Source organism: Virgibacillus siamensis (assembly GCF_039522605.1).
GTDB lineage: Bacteria > Bacillota > Bacilli > Bacillales > Amphibacillaceae > Lentibacillus > Lentibacillus siamensis.
Map to the genome: position 1 here is coordinate 60,599 of NZ_BAAADS010000003.1, position 16,276 is coordinate 76,874.

Annotated in this window: 14 protein-coding genes and 1 riboswitch; of the genes, 9 read left to right on the top strand and 5 right to left on the bottom strand. The window is 41.2% G+C overall.

Features of this window, described 5'->3' with window-relative positions:
* Positions 1-18 precede the first annotated feature (18 nt).
* The gene (locus ABD010_RS03350) at positions 19-597 is read left to right on the top strand and encodes a cysteine dioxygenase family protein (RefSeq protein WP_343810293.1); all 579 of its coding nucleotides are present in this window, start codon (positions 19-21) and stop codon (positions 595-597) included.
* Between the two features lie 299 nt (positions 598-896).
* Here the strand turns inward: ABD010_RS03350 and ABD010_RS03355 are convergent, their stop codons facing one another.
* Positions 897-2,003, bottom strand: a complete 1,107-nt coding sequence (locus ABD010_RS03355) for a 5-methyltetrahydropteroyltriglutamate--homocysteine S-methyltransferase (protein ID WP_343810295.1) — start codon at positions 2,001-2,003, stop codon at positions 897-899.
* 89 nt (positions 2,004-2,092) lie between these two features.
* Positions 2,093-2,190: riboswitch (SAM riboswitch) on the bottom strand.
* 417 nt (positions 2,191-2,607) lie between these two features.
* On the opposite strand from ABD010_RS03355, the gene ABD010_RS03360 reads away from it, so the two are divergent.
* From ABD010_RS03360 to pepF, 8 genes are all read left to right on the top strand, one after another.
* On the top strand, positions 2,608-2,907 hold the full coding sequence (locus ABD010_RS03360) for an ArsR/SmtB family transcription factor (RefSeq protein ID WP_343810455.1): 300 nt from the start codon (positions 2,608-2,610) through the stop codon (positions 2,905-2,907).
* A 42-nt stretch (positions 2,908-2,949) separates the two neighbouring features.
* Positions 2,950-3,891, top strand: coding sequence for a cation diffusion facilitator family transporter (locus ABD010_RS03365; RefSeq protein ID WP_343810297.1), 942 nt, complete (start codon positions 2,950-2,952; stop codon positions 3,889-3,891).
* 356 nt (positions 3,892-4,247) lie between these two features.
* Positions 4,248-5,465, top strand: a complete 1,218-nt coding sequence (locus ABD010_RS03370; RefSeq protein WP_343810299.1) for a putative glycoside hydrolase — start codon at positions 4,248-4,250, stop codon at positions 5,463-5,465.
* Between the two features lie 671 nt (positions 5,466-6,136).
* Positions 6,137-6,730: a GNAT family N-acetyltransferase gene (locus tag ABD010_RS03375; RefSeq protein ID WP_343810301.1), complete on the top strand. Its 594-nt coding sequence runs from the start codon at positions 6,137-6,139 to the stop codon at positions 6,728-6,730.
* Positions 6,731-7,039: 309 nt separating this feature from the next.
* The gene (gene spxA / locus ABD010_RS03380; protein WP_174612800.1) at positions 7,040-7,435 is read left to right on the top strand and encodes a transcriptional regulator SpxA; all 396 of its coding nucleotides are present in this window, start codon (positions 7,040-7,042) and stop codon (positions 7,433-7,435) included.
* Positions 7,436-7,736: 301 nt separating this feature from the next.
* On the top strand, positions 7,737-8,441 hold the full coding sequence (mecA, locus tag ABD010_RS03385; protein WP_343810305.1) for an adaptor protein MecA: 705 nt from the start codon (positions 7,737-7,739) through the stop codon (positions 8,439-8,441).
* 265 nt (positions 8,442-8,706) lie between these two features.
* Positions 8,707-9,891 carry a competence protein CoiA gene (locus ABD010_RS03390; RefSeq protein ID WP_343810307.1) on the top strand — a complete coding sequence of 395 codons (1,185 nt, stop codon included), beginning with the start codon at positions 8,707-8,709 and terminating at the stop codon, positions 9,889-9,891.
* Positions 9,892-9,987: 96 nt separating this feature from the next.
* Positions 9,988-11,799: an oligoendopeptidase F gene (gene pepF, locus ABD010_RS03395; protein WP_343810308.1), complete on the top strand. Its 1,812-nt coding sequence runs from the start codon at positions 9,988-9,990 to the stop codon at positions 11,797-11,799.
* A gap of 207 nt (positions 11,800-12,006) precedes the next feature.
* Here the strand turns inward: pepF and ABD010_RS03400 are convergent, their stop codons facing one another.
* The 4 genes from ABD010_RS03400 to ABD010_RS03415 form a co-directional block, all read right to left on the bottom strand.
* Complete coding sequence (locus ABD010_RS03400; RefSeq protein ID WP_343810310.1) at positions 12,007-12,189, bottom strand: hypothetical protein; 183 nt, start codon at positions 12,187-12,189, stop codon at positions 12,007-12,009.
* A 696-nt stretch (positions 12,190-12,885) separates the two neighbouring features.
* On the bottom strand, positions 12,886-14,079 hold the full coding sequence (locus ABD010_RS03405) for a hypothetical protein (protein WP_343810312.1): 1,194 nt from the start codon (positions 14,077-14,079) through the stop codon (positions 12,886-12,888).
* Positions 14,080-14,484: 405 nt separating this feature from the next.
* The gene (locus tag ABD010_RS03410) at positions 14,485-15,384 is read right to left on the bottom strand and encodes a ClpXP adapter SpxH family protein (protein ID WP_343810314.1); all 900 of its coding nucleotides are present in this window, start codon (positions 15,382-15,384) and stop codon (positions 14,485-14,487) included.
* A gap of 493 nt (positions 15,385-15,877) precedes the next feature.
* Positions 15,878-16,255: a globin domain-containing protein gene (locus tag ABD010_RS03415; RefSeq protein ID WP_343810316.1), complete on the bottom strand. Its 378-nt coding sequence runs from the start codon at positions 16,253-16,255 to the stop codon at positions 15,878-15,880.
* Between the last annotated feature and the right edge of the window lie 21 nt (positions 16,256-16,276).

The window sequence follows — 16,276 nt, forward strand, 5'->3', positions numbered from 1 at the left end:
TTTAAGGAGGAAAGTTTTATGGACCATTATAAACTGTCAGACTTTATTCGTGATTTAACCAATGTAGTAGAAACAACTAATTCGGATAGTGAACGAGTTTCACAGGCTGAGCATCATCTCAGTAAATTAATGCGCAGTAAGTCATGGCTGCCGACTGAAAAAATGTATGCAGGCGACAACAGTTATGGGCGCCATTCTCTTTATCGCGATCCACAAGACCGCTTTGAAATTCTCGCCCTTATTTGGGAACCTGAACATAGTACACCATTACATGACCATGATGGAACATGGGGTGTAGAGGGAGTTGTTTCAGGTCGAATGAAGATTTTAAATTATTTACAATCAGAATCGTATTCCAATCAAACTACTAAACTGACTTATGCTGGTACAATGACGATAAACGAACAAAGCACTGGAGAACTATTGCCACCAGCGGATTGCCATATTTTAAAACCCCAAGGGGATGAGACAGTTATTACTGTTCATGTCTATGGCAAACAACTTAAAAAGTTTCGGGTATTTGAACAGACTGATCAGAAAGACATCTTTATTACGCATGAAAAACCTGTTGGGTATACAACAGAAACATGTCTTTAAAATCTGTGGAATTAGGAAATAGGAGTTCGTAATAAAAACTCTAAAAACAGCTTGCAGCGTAATGTTTCTGCAAGCTGTTTTCTTTATTGTCTAGGAAATTATAAAATTTTGTAGATGTGGATAATGCACTTGCTCCTAATCAGCCACGTCCAGCTCCAGCGCCCAGCGACTAGCAAACTTCACACTTCCTCACTACGATAAGTCAACATCGGTTCGCTTTCAGCTCACCGTGTTTCCTTTATCTCATTGCGGAGTGCTCCAGTTTGTACGTCGCTAAACGGGCGCTTCCGCTTTTGTTCTTAATTCCAAATTTCGCCGGCAACATCCACGACAAATTTCAGTTTGGCCCACTGTTGTTCCTCGGTAAGTTTATTGCCATGATGGGTTGAAGCGAATCCACATTGCGGACTGAGACACAGTTGGTCGAGCGGTACATATTCAGCTGCACGATTTATACGTGCAATCACTTCATCCTTGTTCTCCAGTTCACCTGATTTGGATGTGATCACGCCCAGCACAACGCGCGGACCATCCTCAGGAATATATTTCAACGGATTAAAGCTGCCGGAACGTTCATCGTCATATTCAAGGAAAAACCCATCCACATTGCCTTTTGCAAATAATTTCGGTGCAATCCGGTCATAGCCTCCCTCAAATGCCCATGTAGAGCGATAATTACCCCGGCATAAATGAACTGTCACCGTCAGATCATCCGGTTTTCCGGCAAGACTTTCATTGAGCACACGAACTGCCAGGTTGATCAGATAATCCCTGTCGACATTGTCCTCGTTCCATGGAACACTGTCAGCGGCAAGCCCGGCGATATAAACATCATCCAGCTGCAAATAGCGGAGTCCCTTGTCATAAAAAGCTTTAAGTGCGTCTTGGTACGTTTGAATTATGTCTTCTGCATATTTTTCAACATCCGGGTAAATGTCCGGGTTTCGAATACCATCGTTAAAAAACATATTTGGGCTTGGGATTGCAAATTTCACAGCTGCCCGTTCCTGGACAATATCAAGCAGGTCTTGGGTATCCTGTAAAAATGGATGATTTCGATTGAATGAGATTTTTCCAGAATTCCGGACGTTATATTTTTCCGTCTCCTGATCATTGAATGCATAACCCTGTTCAGGTATATATCCTTCAAAGCCGTTTAAATGCTCCATAAAGTCAAGGTGGAACCAGGTTCGGCGGAACTCACCGTCACTGACAGCTTCCAGGCCGGCTTCTATTTGTTTGTCGACTGCCCGTTTGATTTCTTCATTTTCCACATCACGTAATTGTTCCGCAGAAATAGCGCCTTCTTTAAATTCTTTCCTTGCCGCATGCAGCCGATCCGGCCGGAGCAAACTTCCCACCTGGTCTGCACGAAAAGGTGCGTTTGTACTGATTTTAGTCGTCATACCTATTCCTCCTTGTGATGGCAACTGAACCGAAACATAAAAAGGCCTCTTCAAAATAAGAAGAGACCTGACTGTTTTAAACATCACTCTTCTTATCTTTAAGCATTTTGCTTCTGGAATTAGCACAGTCATGACAACCGATGCTGAGGTTTCAAAGGGCCAGTCCCTCCACCTCTCTGGATAAGATATTTCGCTATTCAGTTTAATTTAAGTAATACAATACACCTGAAAATTCCAAATGTCAATACGAATTGTTTAGAATGATGCAGGACAAATACGGGCTGACTGGCGGAACAGCGGATATAACGGGAGAAAAAAATATAACGGGAGAACAGCGGATATATCGGGAAAACAGTGGGTCTATAGACGGAACATCGAAGAAAAAATATCGATAAAACAAATTCGCACATATACATGCAGGATCAAATGATTGGATTGAAATGAATCTAGTTTGGCATTTCTTGACTTTTTGATGTGTCAATTATAAAATATGAACATATACTAATATACACATATATCAAGATTAACAATTTGCTGCTAATCAGTCGAATGGAATAGACGAGTGGGGGGATTATAAGTGACAGAGGACAATGAAGAAAAAAACATGGAACCAAAAGATCTGGATGAGGAAACATTGTTTGTAGTTTCACAAACGTTTAAAGCATTGGGAGACCCAACAAGAATCCGGATTTTGCATTTATTATTTCAAAATGAATATTCGGTAAACGGAATTGCAGAAGCATTGCATTTGAGACAATCGACTGTTTCGCATCAACTGCGATTCCTGAAAAATCTGCGGCTTGTAAAATATCGCCGGGAAGGTACAACATTGTACTATTCCCATGACGATGAACATGTGATTAATATTCTGAAGCAAACCATTGACCATGCACTGCACAGCTGATGCAAACTTTTAACGGTACATACTTGTGAGGAGGTTTTGTAAATGGGACACGATCATGGTCACGACCATACACATGGTGCGAACAAAAAGGCGCTGATGATCAGTTTTATCATTATCACTGTATATATGATCATCGAAGCAGCCGGCGGGTTTATTACCAACAGCCTTGCTTTACTTTCTGATGCTGGCCATATGCTGAGTGATTCCATATCACTCGGTGTCGGATTGGTTGCTTTTGCTATGGGCGAGAAAGTGGCTAACTACAGTAAGACATATGGATATAAACGGTTTGAAATATTGGCGGCGTTTTTTAATGGTGTCACACTAATCGCCATTGCATTATATATTTTTTATGAGGCATTTCAGCGGTTTAGCAGTCCGCATGAAGTCGCGTCGACCGGTATGCTTATCATTGCCATCATCGGTCTGGTGGTCAACATTGTGGTAGCATGGATCTTAATGCGTGGTGACACCGATGAAAATTTAAACCTGCGGGCAGCATTTTTACATGTACTCGGTGATTTACTCGGGTCGGTCGGCGCGATAATCGCTGCACTCTTAATTATGTTTTTCAATTGGGGATGGGCTGACCCGCTGGCAAGTGTCATTGTGGCTGCCTTGGTTCTGATAAGCGGCTGGAGAGTTACAAAAGATGCTGTTCATGTACTCATGGAAGGTACACCAAAAAATGTTGAATTGGATGAGGTTATTAATACGATTGAAAATGTTCAAGGCATTCAGGGTATTCATGATCTGCATGTCTGGAGTATTACGAGCGGACAAAATGCATTATCCTGTCATGCCGTAGTTGATGGGGGTCTCAATATTGAAGAAAGTCAGAAACTGCTCCGGAACATTGAGGAACGATTAGAGCAAAAAGGGATCGGCCATGTAACCATTCAGATGGAAAATAAAGAACATCCACATGATGAATCCTTAATGTGCAGTCATGATCATGGCGATACGGCACATGAACACGGATAATCGAAAAACGGTGAAAAAAACAAAATTGCCGGGATATATTTCTGGGGTGCGGTCTTCAGCGATTGACTGTACACCCTGCCGGCGGTGCTTTTTTAGCAAAAATAATACTTTCTAAGTGCAACCAAGTTTTTTAACGGGGTAGTCTTGTTCTAAATGCCGTGATTCCGACGTAGAATTCAGCAATCAATCCCTTCAAATTCTAATTCAGTAGGTTTCACGATTTGTAACTTATTTTCAGGTGAAATTCAAGGTCTTTTCGGAAAAAAATCCAGATAAATTTTTCGCTGTTATCTTCTAAAAGTTGACAAATTACACTATAATAGAATTATAACTTTGTATAGGAGATTGATAGAAAAATGGGGAAAAAACAGCTGATAATGTTGGCATGTGCTGGAGTTCTCCTCATCGGAATGGCATCTGTGATGCTGATTACGGAACAATCCAGCGGGGAAGAGATACACCGCGCAAGCATGCATAAGGAACGGCATACAAGTGTCGAAACCATTGCACTGGAGAATAAAATGCAGCGATTTACATATGATTCCGGTTTTACGTTTGACTACCCTGATGCTGTAAGAGGGATTTATGTTACAGGTCATTCTGCCGGCGGAAGCAGAATGAAAGAGCTGATCAATCTCGTGGAAACAACCGAATTGAACACAATGGTTATTGACATAAAGGAAGGTCACGGTAATTTGACATTTAAGCCTGAGGGCTCCAAGTATGCGGACATTGGTAAAAATTATATTAATGATCCCAGAAAATTATTGAAAAAACTTGAGAAGAAAGGCATTTATCCAATTGCGCGAATTGTTGTCTTTAAAGATTCCTTACTTGCGAAAAAACATCCGAAGTGGTCGTTTACGAAAAATGGGGAAGTATGGACAAATGGAAAAGGTGAAGCATTTGTGAGCCCATTCCAGAAAGAAGTATGGGAATATAATGTGGAAATTGCTAAAATGGCAGCTGAAATGGGTTTTCAGGAGATTCAGTTTGACTATGTACGTTTCCCTGAAGGTTTTGAGGATTATGACGATGAGCTGCAATACAACCAGGGCGACTATAAGAATGCTGATGTAAAAAATGTTCAGCGGCGCGTAAAGGCCGTTACTGATTTTGTCGAGTATGCCAACAAAGAACTGGAATATTACGATGTCGATGTTTCGGTGGATATATTCGGATATGCCGCAACCGTTCCGCAAACAGCAGGCATTGGCCAGGACTTTTCCAATATTGCCAGCAATGTTGATGTGATTTCATCGATGATTTATCCAAGCCACTGGACATCTTATTTTGGGATTGATTTTCCTGACAAACATCCATATAAACTCGTTTCGGAATATGCAAAAGTGGAAAACAAGGTACTTGGCAAGTTGAAAAATCCACCAACATCCCGTCCATGGATTCAGGACTTTGAAGCACCGTGGCTCTATAGCGGATCACCGACACAGTACGGAAAGGCGGAAGTGGAAGCACAGATTCGTGCATTGAACGAACATGGAATTAATGAATTTTTGCTTTGGAATGCCGGCAACTCATATACAGAAAATGTTGACTACACACCGCAAAATTAATGGCAAAACCGGTCCCATCATAGCATGAGGGCCGGTTTTTCTGCTGCCAGGAAATTAAAAAATTTTGTACATGACGATAATTCACTTGCTCCTAATCAGCCACGTCCAGCTCCAGCGCCCAGCGACTAGCAGTGAACTTGGTGGGACAGGCATTTAGCGCAGTCCCAAACTTCACACTTCCTCACTACGATAAAGAAGACTTGCCGACTGGTGAAACCAGAGGCTTAGTTGCCCTTATACCCTTGTGGTGAAAGTCAACATCGGTTCGAAGTTTAAGGCAGGCCGACTAAAACCGGCCTCCCGCGCCAACGTCGGCACACCCCTATGAAGGGGCGTGTTTCCTTTATCTCATTTAAGGAAGATCGGCTAACACCGCCGCTTTGCGCGGCAACGCCGACCCACACTAAATGGCAGGGCGCAGTTTGTACGTTGCTGAACGGTCGCTTCCGCTTTTGTTCCTTGCCAGCTTCAACGCAGTGCTTCATCTCCCGGCGTGTATATCCATGAATTACTGCTTAGTTCCAATATAACAACGCTGCAGGCTGCTTATTATGTTTGAAATTGAAAAAATCGGGTATAGTAAAAATAGTGTACAGGGATGATGCTGATTTAACAAAACGTAATTTTTCCGTTATAATATGAAAGTCAAAAAATTTTTAAGGAGTAGATGTATGAATTGGTATGAGAAGTTAAGTAAATATTTCCCTGTGGAAGAAATGAAATCCAAGGAACATATGGACATGCTATTGAAAGAAAAAGGGGATGTATATTATAAGGATGAAGGGAAGTATCATGTATTGATGTATGCTGAATTTGATACGTTCATCTTTATTGATTATGTATATGTTTCATCCAAATCAAGAGGACAGGGAATTGGTCATAAATTGATTGAGAAATTAAAAGAACATAATAAGCCAATCATCCTTGAGGTTGAACCAGTTGATTATGATGATACAGATACTGGAAAAAGACTTCATTTTTATAAACGCGAAGGATTTACCCACGCTCAATATATTGACTATAATCGCCGCTCACTGGCTACTAATGAGGAAACTCCAATGGAAATCCTGTATTGGTCTCCAAATGACGAATCAGAAGAAGAAATTTACCAGCGAATGAAACAAATGTATGAGGATATTCATACGTATAAAGATGAAGAAATATACGGAAAAGCCTATCAGCCTGTCGATGAAGTGCTGAGTTACGACGAGAATCGTGATTCCAACGATATTTTTGATGCAATTCAGGCATCTGAAAAAGCGTAACACTGACAGCCTCTTGTTTCTTTCCGTCCAAGGGGCTGATTTAATGGCAAACAAGGAATGGATATGGCGATTTTCTTAATTATTTTCAATTAGGGATGTTTAATTAATAGGAAATAGGGAATCTTACAAAGTAAAGATAACCTTTTATGAACAATCGATTTTTCACGAAATTTCCACAGAATTACCTATCTTTTACTTGACAATTATAGTATACTGTACATATAGGTTATTTAAACTTATTTTAATCTGATAAGTTGTTAAAAGTTCCAGAAATGACTATACATTCTTTAGATTGAGGAGTGAAGTTTAATGGTAACACTTTATACCTCACCAAGTTGTACATCTTGCAGAAAAGCAAAAGCGTGGTTGGAAGAACATGATATTCCGTTTAATGAACGCAATATTTTCTCTGAACCACTGACTTTAACTGAAATTAAAGAAATATTACGGATGACTGAAGATGGAACTGATGAGATTATTTCAACACGTTCAAAGGTTTTTCAAAAGCTTGATGTCAATATTGATCAGCTGCCAATGAAAGATTTATTCCGTCTGATTCAGCAAAATCCGGGATTGTTGCGCAGGCCGATTATTCTTGATGAAAAACGCTTGCAGGTCGGCTATAACGAAGATGAAATCCGCAGGTTCCTGCCAAGAACGGTAAGAACATTTCAATTGCGGGAAGCACAACGTATGGTAAACTAATCGGGTAAAAGATGTAAACTTATCAAAAAAATTTAAAGCGCAGATCCTTGAAAAAGCCGGTCTGCGCTTTTTTATTCAATAATAGTGACAATCTGACCGATATCATTTAAAATAGAAAATTAATAATTGGATTATAGGCATATAAATTTTCAAAACTGCTGCTGATATCATACAATTATTATATAGAAATAAAAATGGTTATGATCTGATTAAAATGGGAACATGAAATTATAGATGGGCGATATGGGGAAGCAGTCTCTTCCACCAAACTTCAGCTTTAAAAAGAAGGGAGAGAAAAAGGATGGAAATAGAGCGCATAAATGAGAACACCGTAAAATTTTATATTTCCTATATCGATATTGAAGATCGCGGCTTTGAACGCGAGGAGATTTGGTATAACCGGGAACGCAGTGAACAGCTATTTTGGCAGATGATGGATGAAGTCAATTATAAAGAGGACTTTAATGTTGATGGGCCGTTGTGGATTCAGGTGCAGGCAATGGATAAAGGATTGGAAATTGTCGTTACAAAGGCACAGGTATCGAAAAACGGTGAGAATATAGAACTGCCAACTGAGAATGGAAGTACCATTGATATTTCTGTTGATGATAAAATTGAAGATATGCTGGATGATAAATTCGGTGAAAATAAAGGAAAATCCGCAAAAAGTGACAATGAAGACGAGGATGGCAATTTGTCACTCATTGTAAAATTTGATGACTTTGAAGACGTCATTCAGCTCAGTCATTATTTTGACGGATTCGATGAAGAAATTGAAAACAGTTTGTTTCATTATAAAGATGACTACTATCTGTTTGTGGAATTTACCAGAGATGAAGATGATGATGACGATCGTCAGGAAGATTTACTCAGCCAGATCTTCGAATTTGCACATGACACAGATGTAACGGTTCATTTGCTTGAGGAATACGGTAAACAGATTTTTGCTGATAATACACTCAGTCAGGTACGTAATCATTTTCCTGCTACTATTGGGCGCTCATAATCGGGTGTCTATTTTTTTTGCCTTCGTTACGATGGACTTGTTGTGAACAAACACTATCGCTAAGTGGAAACAGGAGTTCTTCAAATATCATCAATCCCCATCGCGCCAGACATCAACCGGTTCGAGTCAACCACCAATTGCACCACACCAACCATCCATCATACCGAGTCAATCCCATCTATTTCAATATTACCTTCGAAAAAGCAGGAGAAAACGCCTCTCGTGTCGAATATAGAAGAAGTAAGAAAAGAGGGGGTATCCATAAATGCTGCAAGCAAAAATGAACGATGGAACACTTGTGACACTTGCTTTACTGACAAAGCAGGAAATTACACAATTAAAAGGTAAACAGCAGTGGTTCCAGTGTCCTGTATGCGACGACCCGGTGATCATAAAGGCGGGGCAGAAAATGGTTCCGCATTTTGCACACCGCTCGAAGCAAAATTGTCCATCGTCGGAAGGCGGGGAAGGGGCATACCATGAGAAAGGAAAACTGCTTCTTTATAAATGGCTGCAAAACCAGCAGCTTGATGTCCAATTGGAAGCATTTCTCCCGGAAATTATGCAGCGGCCGGATATTCTTTTGCGGGTAAATAACCGAGTGCTGGCAATTGAGTATCAATGTGCACGAATATCCGCTGAACAGGTGCATAAGCGGAATGAAGGTTACCGGCGGGCTGGAATCATTCCCATTTGGATACTCGGTGCAATCAGATTGGAGCGCCGGGGACAACATCAGCTGAAACTGGATTCTTTTCATCTGCAATTTATTCATCAATTTTCTCCTGAATTTCCACTGACATTGTTCTTCTTTTGTCCGGAATCCCTTCAATTTATTTCCTGTCAGGATTTGTTCTTCACCACCACTAACAGGGCGATAGGGAAAATTCTTATACGTCAGTTGAATCGAATGCGTTTTACGGATGTGTTTCATAAGCAGTCTTTTTCAAACCGGGAAATTACCCGATTATGGAATTTTGAAAAACGAAAAATAAGATTAAGAGCTGTAAATAGACTGTATGGAAGAGAAATGACATGGCATCAGTGGCTATACTTAAAAGGAACCCATAAAGAACATTTGCCATCCGTTGTTTATTTGCCGATCCGCGGACAGGTATTGATGAAAACCCCGCCATGGGATTGGCAGAGCCGCATATGTCTGGATATTATTGAACCAGCAGCAACTGGTGCAGCCATAACTGTTGCCAAGTGTAAAAGGCTGTTACGAAGCCATCTTATCCGTCCAGAATACTTCTCCTTGCTCACTTCAGTCGAAAACCCCATCAGCCAATATCTTCAACTGCTTGTCAAGCTGCAAGTGATCACACAAAACTCCACTCATATTTTCACAAAAAAGAATCCGCTTCCTTTTCATAAACATGTTGAGGAGGCATTGCTGGGCGATGAGCAATTGATGGAACGGCTATGTACAAACAAAATAGAAGCATGATAACCGGCAATTTCGTTATACTAAATAGAAGGAAGGAATTTTTTCCTCAATGCAGAAGTAGTATAGAGAGTTGATTTATTAAGGAGGACGATAATTGTGGCAAAGTCAACAAAAGAATTGCCAAAGCGGAGTGAAATCCCTGTAGAACATACCTGGAAGCTGGAGGATATTTTTTCAACGGATGAGGAATGGGAAAAAGAACTGCAGGCATTGAAAAATGATCTGCCGTCGATTGAAAAATTTCAGGGGAAAATAGCTGAATCCGCGCAAAATCTGTATGATGTATTGAAGCTTCAGGATGAGCTGTCAGAGCGGCTTGGAAAGTTGTTTACATATGCACATATGAAAAATGATCAGGATACAACGAACTCGAAATACCAGGAGATGAATGCCAAGGCGGAAAATGTATTGACAATTGCATCGAGTTCGATGAGTTATATCGTTCCGGAAATTCTGATGATGGATGAAAGTAAATTGGATGCATTCATCAATGAAAATAAGAACCTGCAGCTGTATCAGCACACATTGGATGAAATTTCCCGGCAGCGCCCGCACGTATTAAGCAAGCATGAAGAGGCATTGCTGGCAGAAGCGTCTGAGCCGATGTCGAACGCTTCGAATACGTTCGGCATGCTGAACAATGCTGATCTTACTTTCCCGACGATTAAGAATGATCAAGGGGAAGGGGTTGATTTGACACACGGCCGTTTCATCGGCTTTTTGGAATCAAAAGACCGCAGTGTGCGTGAAAATGCCTTTAAAGCGATGTATGACACATACGGTAAATTTAAAAACACCTTCGCATCGACATTAACAGGTACCGTAAAAGCTGATAACTTTAATGCAAAAGTGCGAAATTATGATTCTGCACGGCAAGCAGCACTGGACTCTAACAGGATTCCGGAACAGGTGTATGATAATTTGGTTGAGGCTGTCAATGAAAAACTGCCGCTTTTGCACCGTTATGCGGCCCTTCGGAAAAAGGTGCTCAAAGTTGATGATCTCCATATGTATGACATGTATACACCACTTGTTAAAGACGCTGATATGGATATCCCGTATGAAAAGGCGCAGGAATATGTGCTGGAAGGCTTGAAACCACTTGGCGAGGAATATGTCAGTACCCTGAAGGAAGGATTTAACAGCCGCTGGATCGATGTGGAAGAAAGCAAAGGAAAACGGAGCGGAGCTTACTCATCAGGTGCATATGGAACCAACCCATACATCCTGCTGAACTGGCAGGATAAAGTGAATGACCTGTTCACGCTTGCACATGAATTGGGGCATTCGCTGCACAGTTATTATACACATGGAAATCAACCGTTCCGCTATGGCAACTATTCGATTTTTGTTGCGGAGGTAGCGTCCACATGCAACGAGGCACTGCTTAATGATTACTTGCTTGAGAATGTGGATGACGAGAAACAAAAGCTTTACTTATTGAATCATTACCTGGAAGGGTTCCGTGGAACAGTATTCCGTCAGACGATGTTTGCTGAGTTTGAACATGATATTCATAAGCGGATGCAAAATGGGGAAGCGCTCAGTGCAGAACGACTGACCGATATATATTATGAGTTAAATAAAAAATATTTCGGGGAAGATGTTGTTTCGGATGATGAAATTGGACTGGAATGGGCACGTATTCCACATTTCTACATGAATTATTACGTGTACCAGTACGCAACCGGATATTCTGCAGCAACAGCACTTGCCAGCCGGATTTTGAGCGGAGAGGAAGGTGCTGTTGACCGGTACCTGGACTTCCTGCGGGCAGGGAGCAGCGATTATCCAATCGAAGTACTTAAAAAAGCCGGCGTGGATATGACATCCAAGGAACCGATTTTGTCTGCACTTGATGTTTTTGAAGAAAAACTGAATGAAATGGAAAAACTGCTGCTTGGATAAATAAAATGGAGGCTTGCACGAATGCGCAAGCCTCCATTATTTAATTACTATCTTTACGCGGCGCCGGTATAACGGCTAGCTGGTTCCTGAATTAGGGGCCATCGTCGGGAGATTGGGTGCCACCTTTAAGAATTGAAACGGCAATTTCGAGAGTTTGTGTCCCGAATGACTTTTGATGCTGAATTCAAGTCACATACTTACCTGAAACTAGCCCCGTATTTTGCCGCGGTACACATTTCGGTGTGTGAATGCATATATTGTCAGGTAGATGGATACGAATAACATCGGCAGCGTTATCCAGAATGGAATAATCTGCATGAGTCCAAGAATGTTTAAAAAAAACGCAACAATCGTGATGATCAGCAACAGGACAGGCAATGAATCCTGCATGAACCTCACTCCAATCATCAGTATTCTATCCCTTCCAATAGATCATATGTTACAATTATTTGAATTAGAAGTATGACATTTTTGTGAACCGGAGTGCTAACTGTTGTCAACTTTTATAGCGATTGATATAGTTAAAATGTGATATGAATCACAAACAAAAACCCCTTTGTTTATGATCATGAAACTTTCTCCCATCCCCCTTTGTTTAATACAAAGTCGGAGAACCCTTAAAGGATACACGCTGCCCCGTGTATCCTTTTTTATTGTCTAGGAAATTATAAAATTTTGTAGATGTGGATAATGCACTTGCTCCTAATCAGCCACGTCCAGCTCCAGCGCCCAGCGACTAGCAAACTTCACACTTCCTCACTACGATAAGTCAACATCGGTTCGCTTTCAGCTCACCGTGTTTCCTTTATCTCATTGCGGAGTGCTCCAGTTTGTACGTCGCTAAACGGGCGCTTCCGCTTTTGTTCATAGCCTGTTTTTATTGCACATGTAGTGTCGTAATCAGATAATAATTGTACCTGAATCGTACAATATTAAATAATAGGGTGCTGTTCCTTACTAAAGAGAAATAAACTTTCCGTACAGATTATTAAATATTTTGCGACTGATTTAAAGTATATTTTTGTGCAATAAACAGACCGGGTAGGGTACCCGGTCAGGAAATTCTATTAAGCTGTAAAGCTGCTGTTATTGATAGTTCACTACTGCCGGCGCTGGATCCAGTTTCAATACCTGCTTTGGGGTAAGGAGCGGATTGTCTTTTTTATAGAAAAGCTTGAATCCTCCATATTGAATGGATTGTTCTTTAACCAGTTTTCCGTATGCAGCCATTTTGATGGCATCCTTGCCAAAACCATCACTATTAAGGACAACTTCAACATTTTTGGACGGGTGAATCCGTTTTTTGTTCGTGATAATTCCATCCCCAAACTGATGAACCATGACAATTTTGTCAGGAAGCTGATATTTCTCAACCATTTGATCGACATATTGGATTGCGTTCTGAATTTCGGAACCATCCACATGACCCAGATCTTCTCCAGGGACTTCTCCGTTCCCGATAGAATATTCTGTGTCGATTGCTAAATGCACGAATGGAAGTTTAAGGTATTTTTCTACAGCCTTCACACCATGCATGACCGAAGCGCTGCCCAGTTGAACATCCAATACCAATAATGCATCATTTTTTTTCGCGAGTTTGACATAGCGTTGAATCACATCATCGGGAGTTTTTAATACATAGTTTCCATCAGGTCCCGGACTTCCCTGGGCCACAGTCGCAATTAATTCAATTGTTGGAACTGCAGGGTGGTCAGGATCCAGTTTCGAATAGACGCTGGCTTGTTTTTTGAGCTTTTTCATCATCTTTTTTGGCGAATACCTTCCCAGGATTCCCATCTGGCTGGAAAGTGGTGTGCCGTAATACGTCACTAATCTGTAATTTTGAAGCGGCCCATCCGTCAGGTCTTTTTTTCCTTTTAAAAGGGTTTGGCCCAATGGTATTGTCCTTGTCGGATTTTTGCCGTGTGCTTCTTCACATGGCATTTTCTTTTTCACCTTGCTCGGATATTTTGTTTTTAAAGGTTTGGCATTCTTTGGCGGCGGAGTAGGGGAAAACGGTCTCTTCTGTTTTGTTTCTTCGGTTTTGTCCGATGAATCTTCCCCCGATTTTTCGTTACCTGTTTCTGAGTTTTCAGCTTTTGTCTTGTCATTATCCTTGTCAGCGGATTTCCCCTGATTTGATGATTCCTCTGACGGTGATTCGTCATTCCGATCTTCTTGAACCCCATCCTGATTTGCTGAGGTCGCCGTTTCCCCGCATCCGGCTGTAATTAATAACACTGCTAAGATAATCGGAAAAATTAAATAAGGTTTCCCCACAGTATCCCACTTCCTTCTCAATATTTCAGAATAATGCGTAGCTTTTCATATACTGGAACTATTAACTACGTGGACAACCCTAAAATGAAAAATCTGTCACTTTTTGTTTATCCATTTCTTATTTTGGTAGAATCCGGTGAATTTTACAAGGTTGATTTTAGTGTTTTTGTTAAAAAATCTATTCCTAAATAGTTATTGTTGTATTGATGATGCTTAAAATAGGGGATGAAACTGTTTGGCTGTGGATTTGATTCTGGCCATTTTTTATGAGAACAGGGGTACATTGGTGATCGAGAGCCGTTTTATACAAGAGATTCGGAGATAGAAGGAAAAACTAAAGTGTATCAAAACGGGGCTGGTCTTCCATAAAAAATACCCGAAGCATCCACACCTTATGCTCCGGGGTTATTGTTCATCGTTATATTTCCAGAATGTTCCATACTTTACTGGTATTTTTTCCACGGCTTGCTGAAGTTGCAGTTTTTTCATTTCACGTTCGGCTTTTGCTTTTGTCCAATCGTATACAACCGAAACTTCTTTGATTCCGACAACCTCGTAGTAGGACAGGAAATCCTCAAGTGGCGGCTTGCTCGACGGTACAGCATCTTTCTGTAAAATCTGCTTCAGAACCTGAACATAAATATCGTATGGATAAAGTCCCGAAATCTTGATGCCCTGATCTTCCGTTGATGGATTAAAAAATACAATTGCAGGAATAAAATCAACGTCCATTTCTTTCGTCAGGTTCAAATCGCTTTGGAATGCTTTTTTTGCCGTATCGGAGTATAAGTCATTTTCGAATTCGCCAACATCAAGCTTTGCAGCCTTAGCACACTGAAACAGCACTTTTTCATCAGAAATATTCTGTTTTTTGAGAAACAGGCTTTCCTGTACTTTTCTAAGAAAAATCCGTCCCGCTTTTTTGCCTTGCAGTTCAGCTGCTTTGATTGCCAATGATGCAATCCAGGGTGATGAGACAGGATTCTCAATCCACAGGTCACCATCACAGCTCATACCGGTTCGCGACGCAGTCTTTTCCCAAATATCTTTCAGACGTTTCGGTTTATCGAATTTATCTTTATTTAAAGCATCCAATTGCCCGCTGATTATTGGGCGAATGGTAAAAAACCGACCATATTCGATCGATAATTTCTTCAAAAATGGTTCCAGTGACCAGCATTCCGGACAAAGTGGATCTATAAAAACGTAAATTTCAATCGGTTTCTGAACAAAATCAAAGTAGCTATATTTTGACGATGTGTGTGTCTGATTTGAGCATTTAAGCTCAGATTGATTCCAACTCACATCGATTCTCCTTTCTTAAACGCTGAGGATGTTTAAAGTGTCGCTATCCAGTTCTTAGCTGTGTAAGCCATGTCCAGCTCCAACGCCCAGCAATAGCAGAGGTTTTGGTGGGACAAGCTTTAGCGTAGTCCCAAACTTCACACTCCTCACTACGATAAAGAAGACTTGCCGACTGGTGAAACCAGAGGCTTAGTCGTCCTTATACCCTTGTGATGAAAGTCAACATCGGCTCGAAGTTTAAGGCAGGCCGACTAAATCCGGCCTCCCGCGCCAACGTCGGAACACCCCTATGAAGGGGCGTGTTTCCTTTTCGCTTTCGAGCATAAGATTCACTTTGACTTTCGCCATTATTGGCGATAAGTCAAGTTCATCTAATCTCATTGCGGATTAAGGAAGATCGGCTAAGATCGCCGCTTTGCGCGGCAACGCCGACCCACACTAAATGGCAGGGCGCAGTTTGTACGTTGCTGAACGGGCGTTTCCGCTTTTCTTTTTACGGTGTGTTCATCATATGATGTGCCGTCATGGTTAGTTTTTCAAATATAGCCGTGCGATAGGGTTCTTCAATTTGTGCTTCGTCTAGTGCGGCATCCATGCACTCAAGCCAGGCGTCTTTTCGTTCTGGTGTGATTTCAAAGGGAAAATGACGCCTGCGCAGCATGGGATTGCCGCGCTCCTCGGAGTAGAGCCTTGGTCCGCCAAAAAACTGTGTTAAAAATAACCGTTGTTTTCGTGCGGTTTCCGTCAGGTCTTCCGGGAAAATTGGTACAAGTTTTGGATGTTTTCCTACTCGTTTATAAAATGCGGTTACTAATCGATCTACGGAATCGAATCCGCCAATTGCTTTATACATCGTTCCAGGCCTTGTCATCGTTAACTTCTCTCCTAATGG

Excerpts from the sequence above, each read along its gene's own strand:
- ABD010_RS03350 (WP_343810293.1), top strand. The coding sequence starts at position 19 with ATGGACCATTATAAACTGTCAGACTTTATTCGTGATTTAACCAATGTA.
- ABD010_RS03355 (WP_343810295.1), bottom strand. The coding sequence starts at position 2,003 with ATGACGACTAAAATCAGTACAAACGCACCTTTTCGTGCAGACCAGGTG.
- ABD010_RS03360 (WP_343810455.1), top strand. The coding sequence starts at position 2,608 with ATGGAACCAAAAGATCTGGATGAGGAAACATTGTTTGTAGTTTCACAA.
- ABD010_RS03365 (WP_343810297.1), top strand. The coding sequence starts at position 2,950 with ATGGGACACGATCATGGTCACGACCATACACATGGTGCGAACAAAAAG.
- ABD010_RS03370 (WP_343810299.1), top strand. The coding sequence starts at position 4,248 with ATGGGGAAAAAACAGCTGATAATGTTGGCATGTGCTGGAGTTCTCCTC.
- ABD010_RS03375 (WP_343810301.1), top strand. The coding sequence starts at position 6,137 with ATGAATTGGTATGAGAAGTTAAGTAAATATTTCCCTGTGGAAGAAATG.
- spxA (WP_174612800.1), top strand. The coding sequence starts at position 7,040 with ATGGTAACACTTTATACCTCACCAAGTTGTACATCTTGCAGAAAAGCA.
- mecA (WP_343810305.1), top strand. The coding sequence starts at position 7,737 with ATGGAAATAGAGCGCATAAATGAGAACACCGTAAAATTTTATATTTCC.
- ABD010_RS03390 (WP_343810307.1), top strand. The coding sequence starts at position 8,707 with ATGCTGCAAGCAAAAATGAACGATGGAACACTTGTGACACTTGCTTTA.
- ABD010_RS03400 (WP_343810310.1), bottom strand. The coding sequence starts at position 12,189 with ATGCAGGATTCATTGCCTGTCCTGTTGCTGATCATCACGATTGTTGCG.
- ABD010_RS03415 (WP_343810316.1), bottom strand. The coding sequence starts at position 16,255 with ATGACAAGGCCTGGAACGATGTATAAAGCAATTGGCGGATTCGATTCC.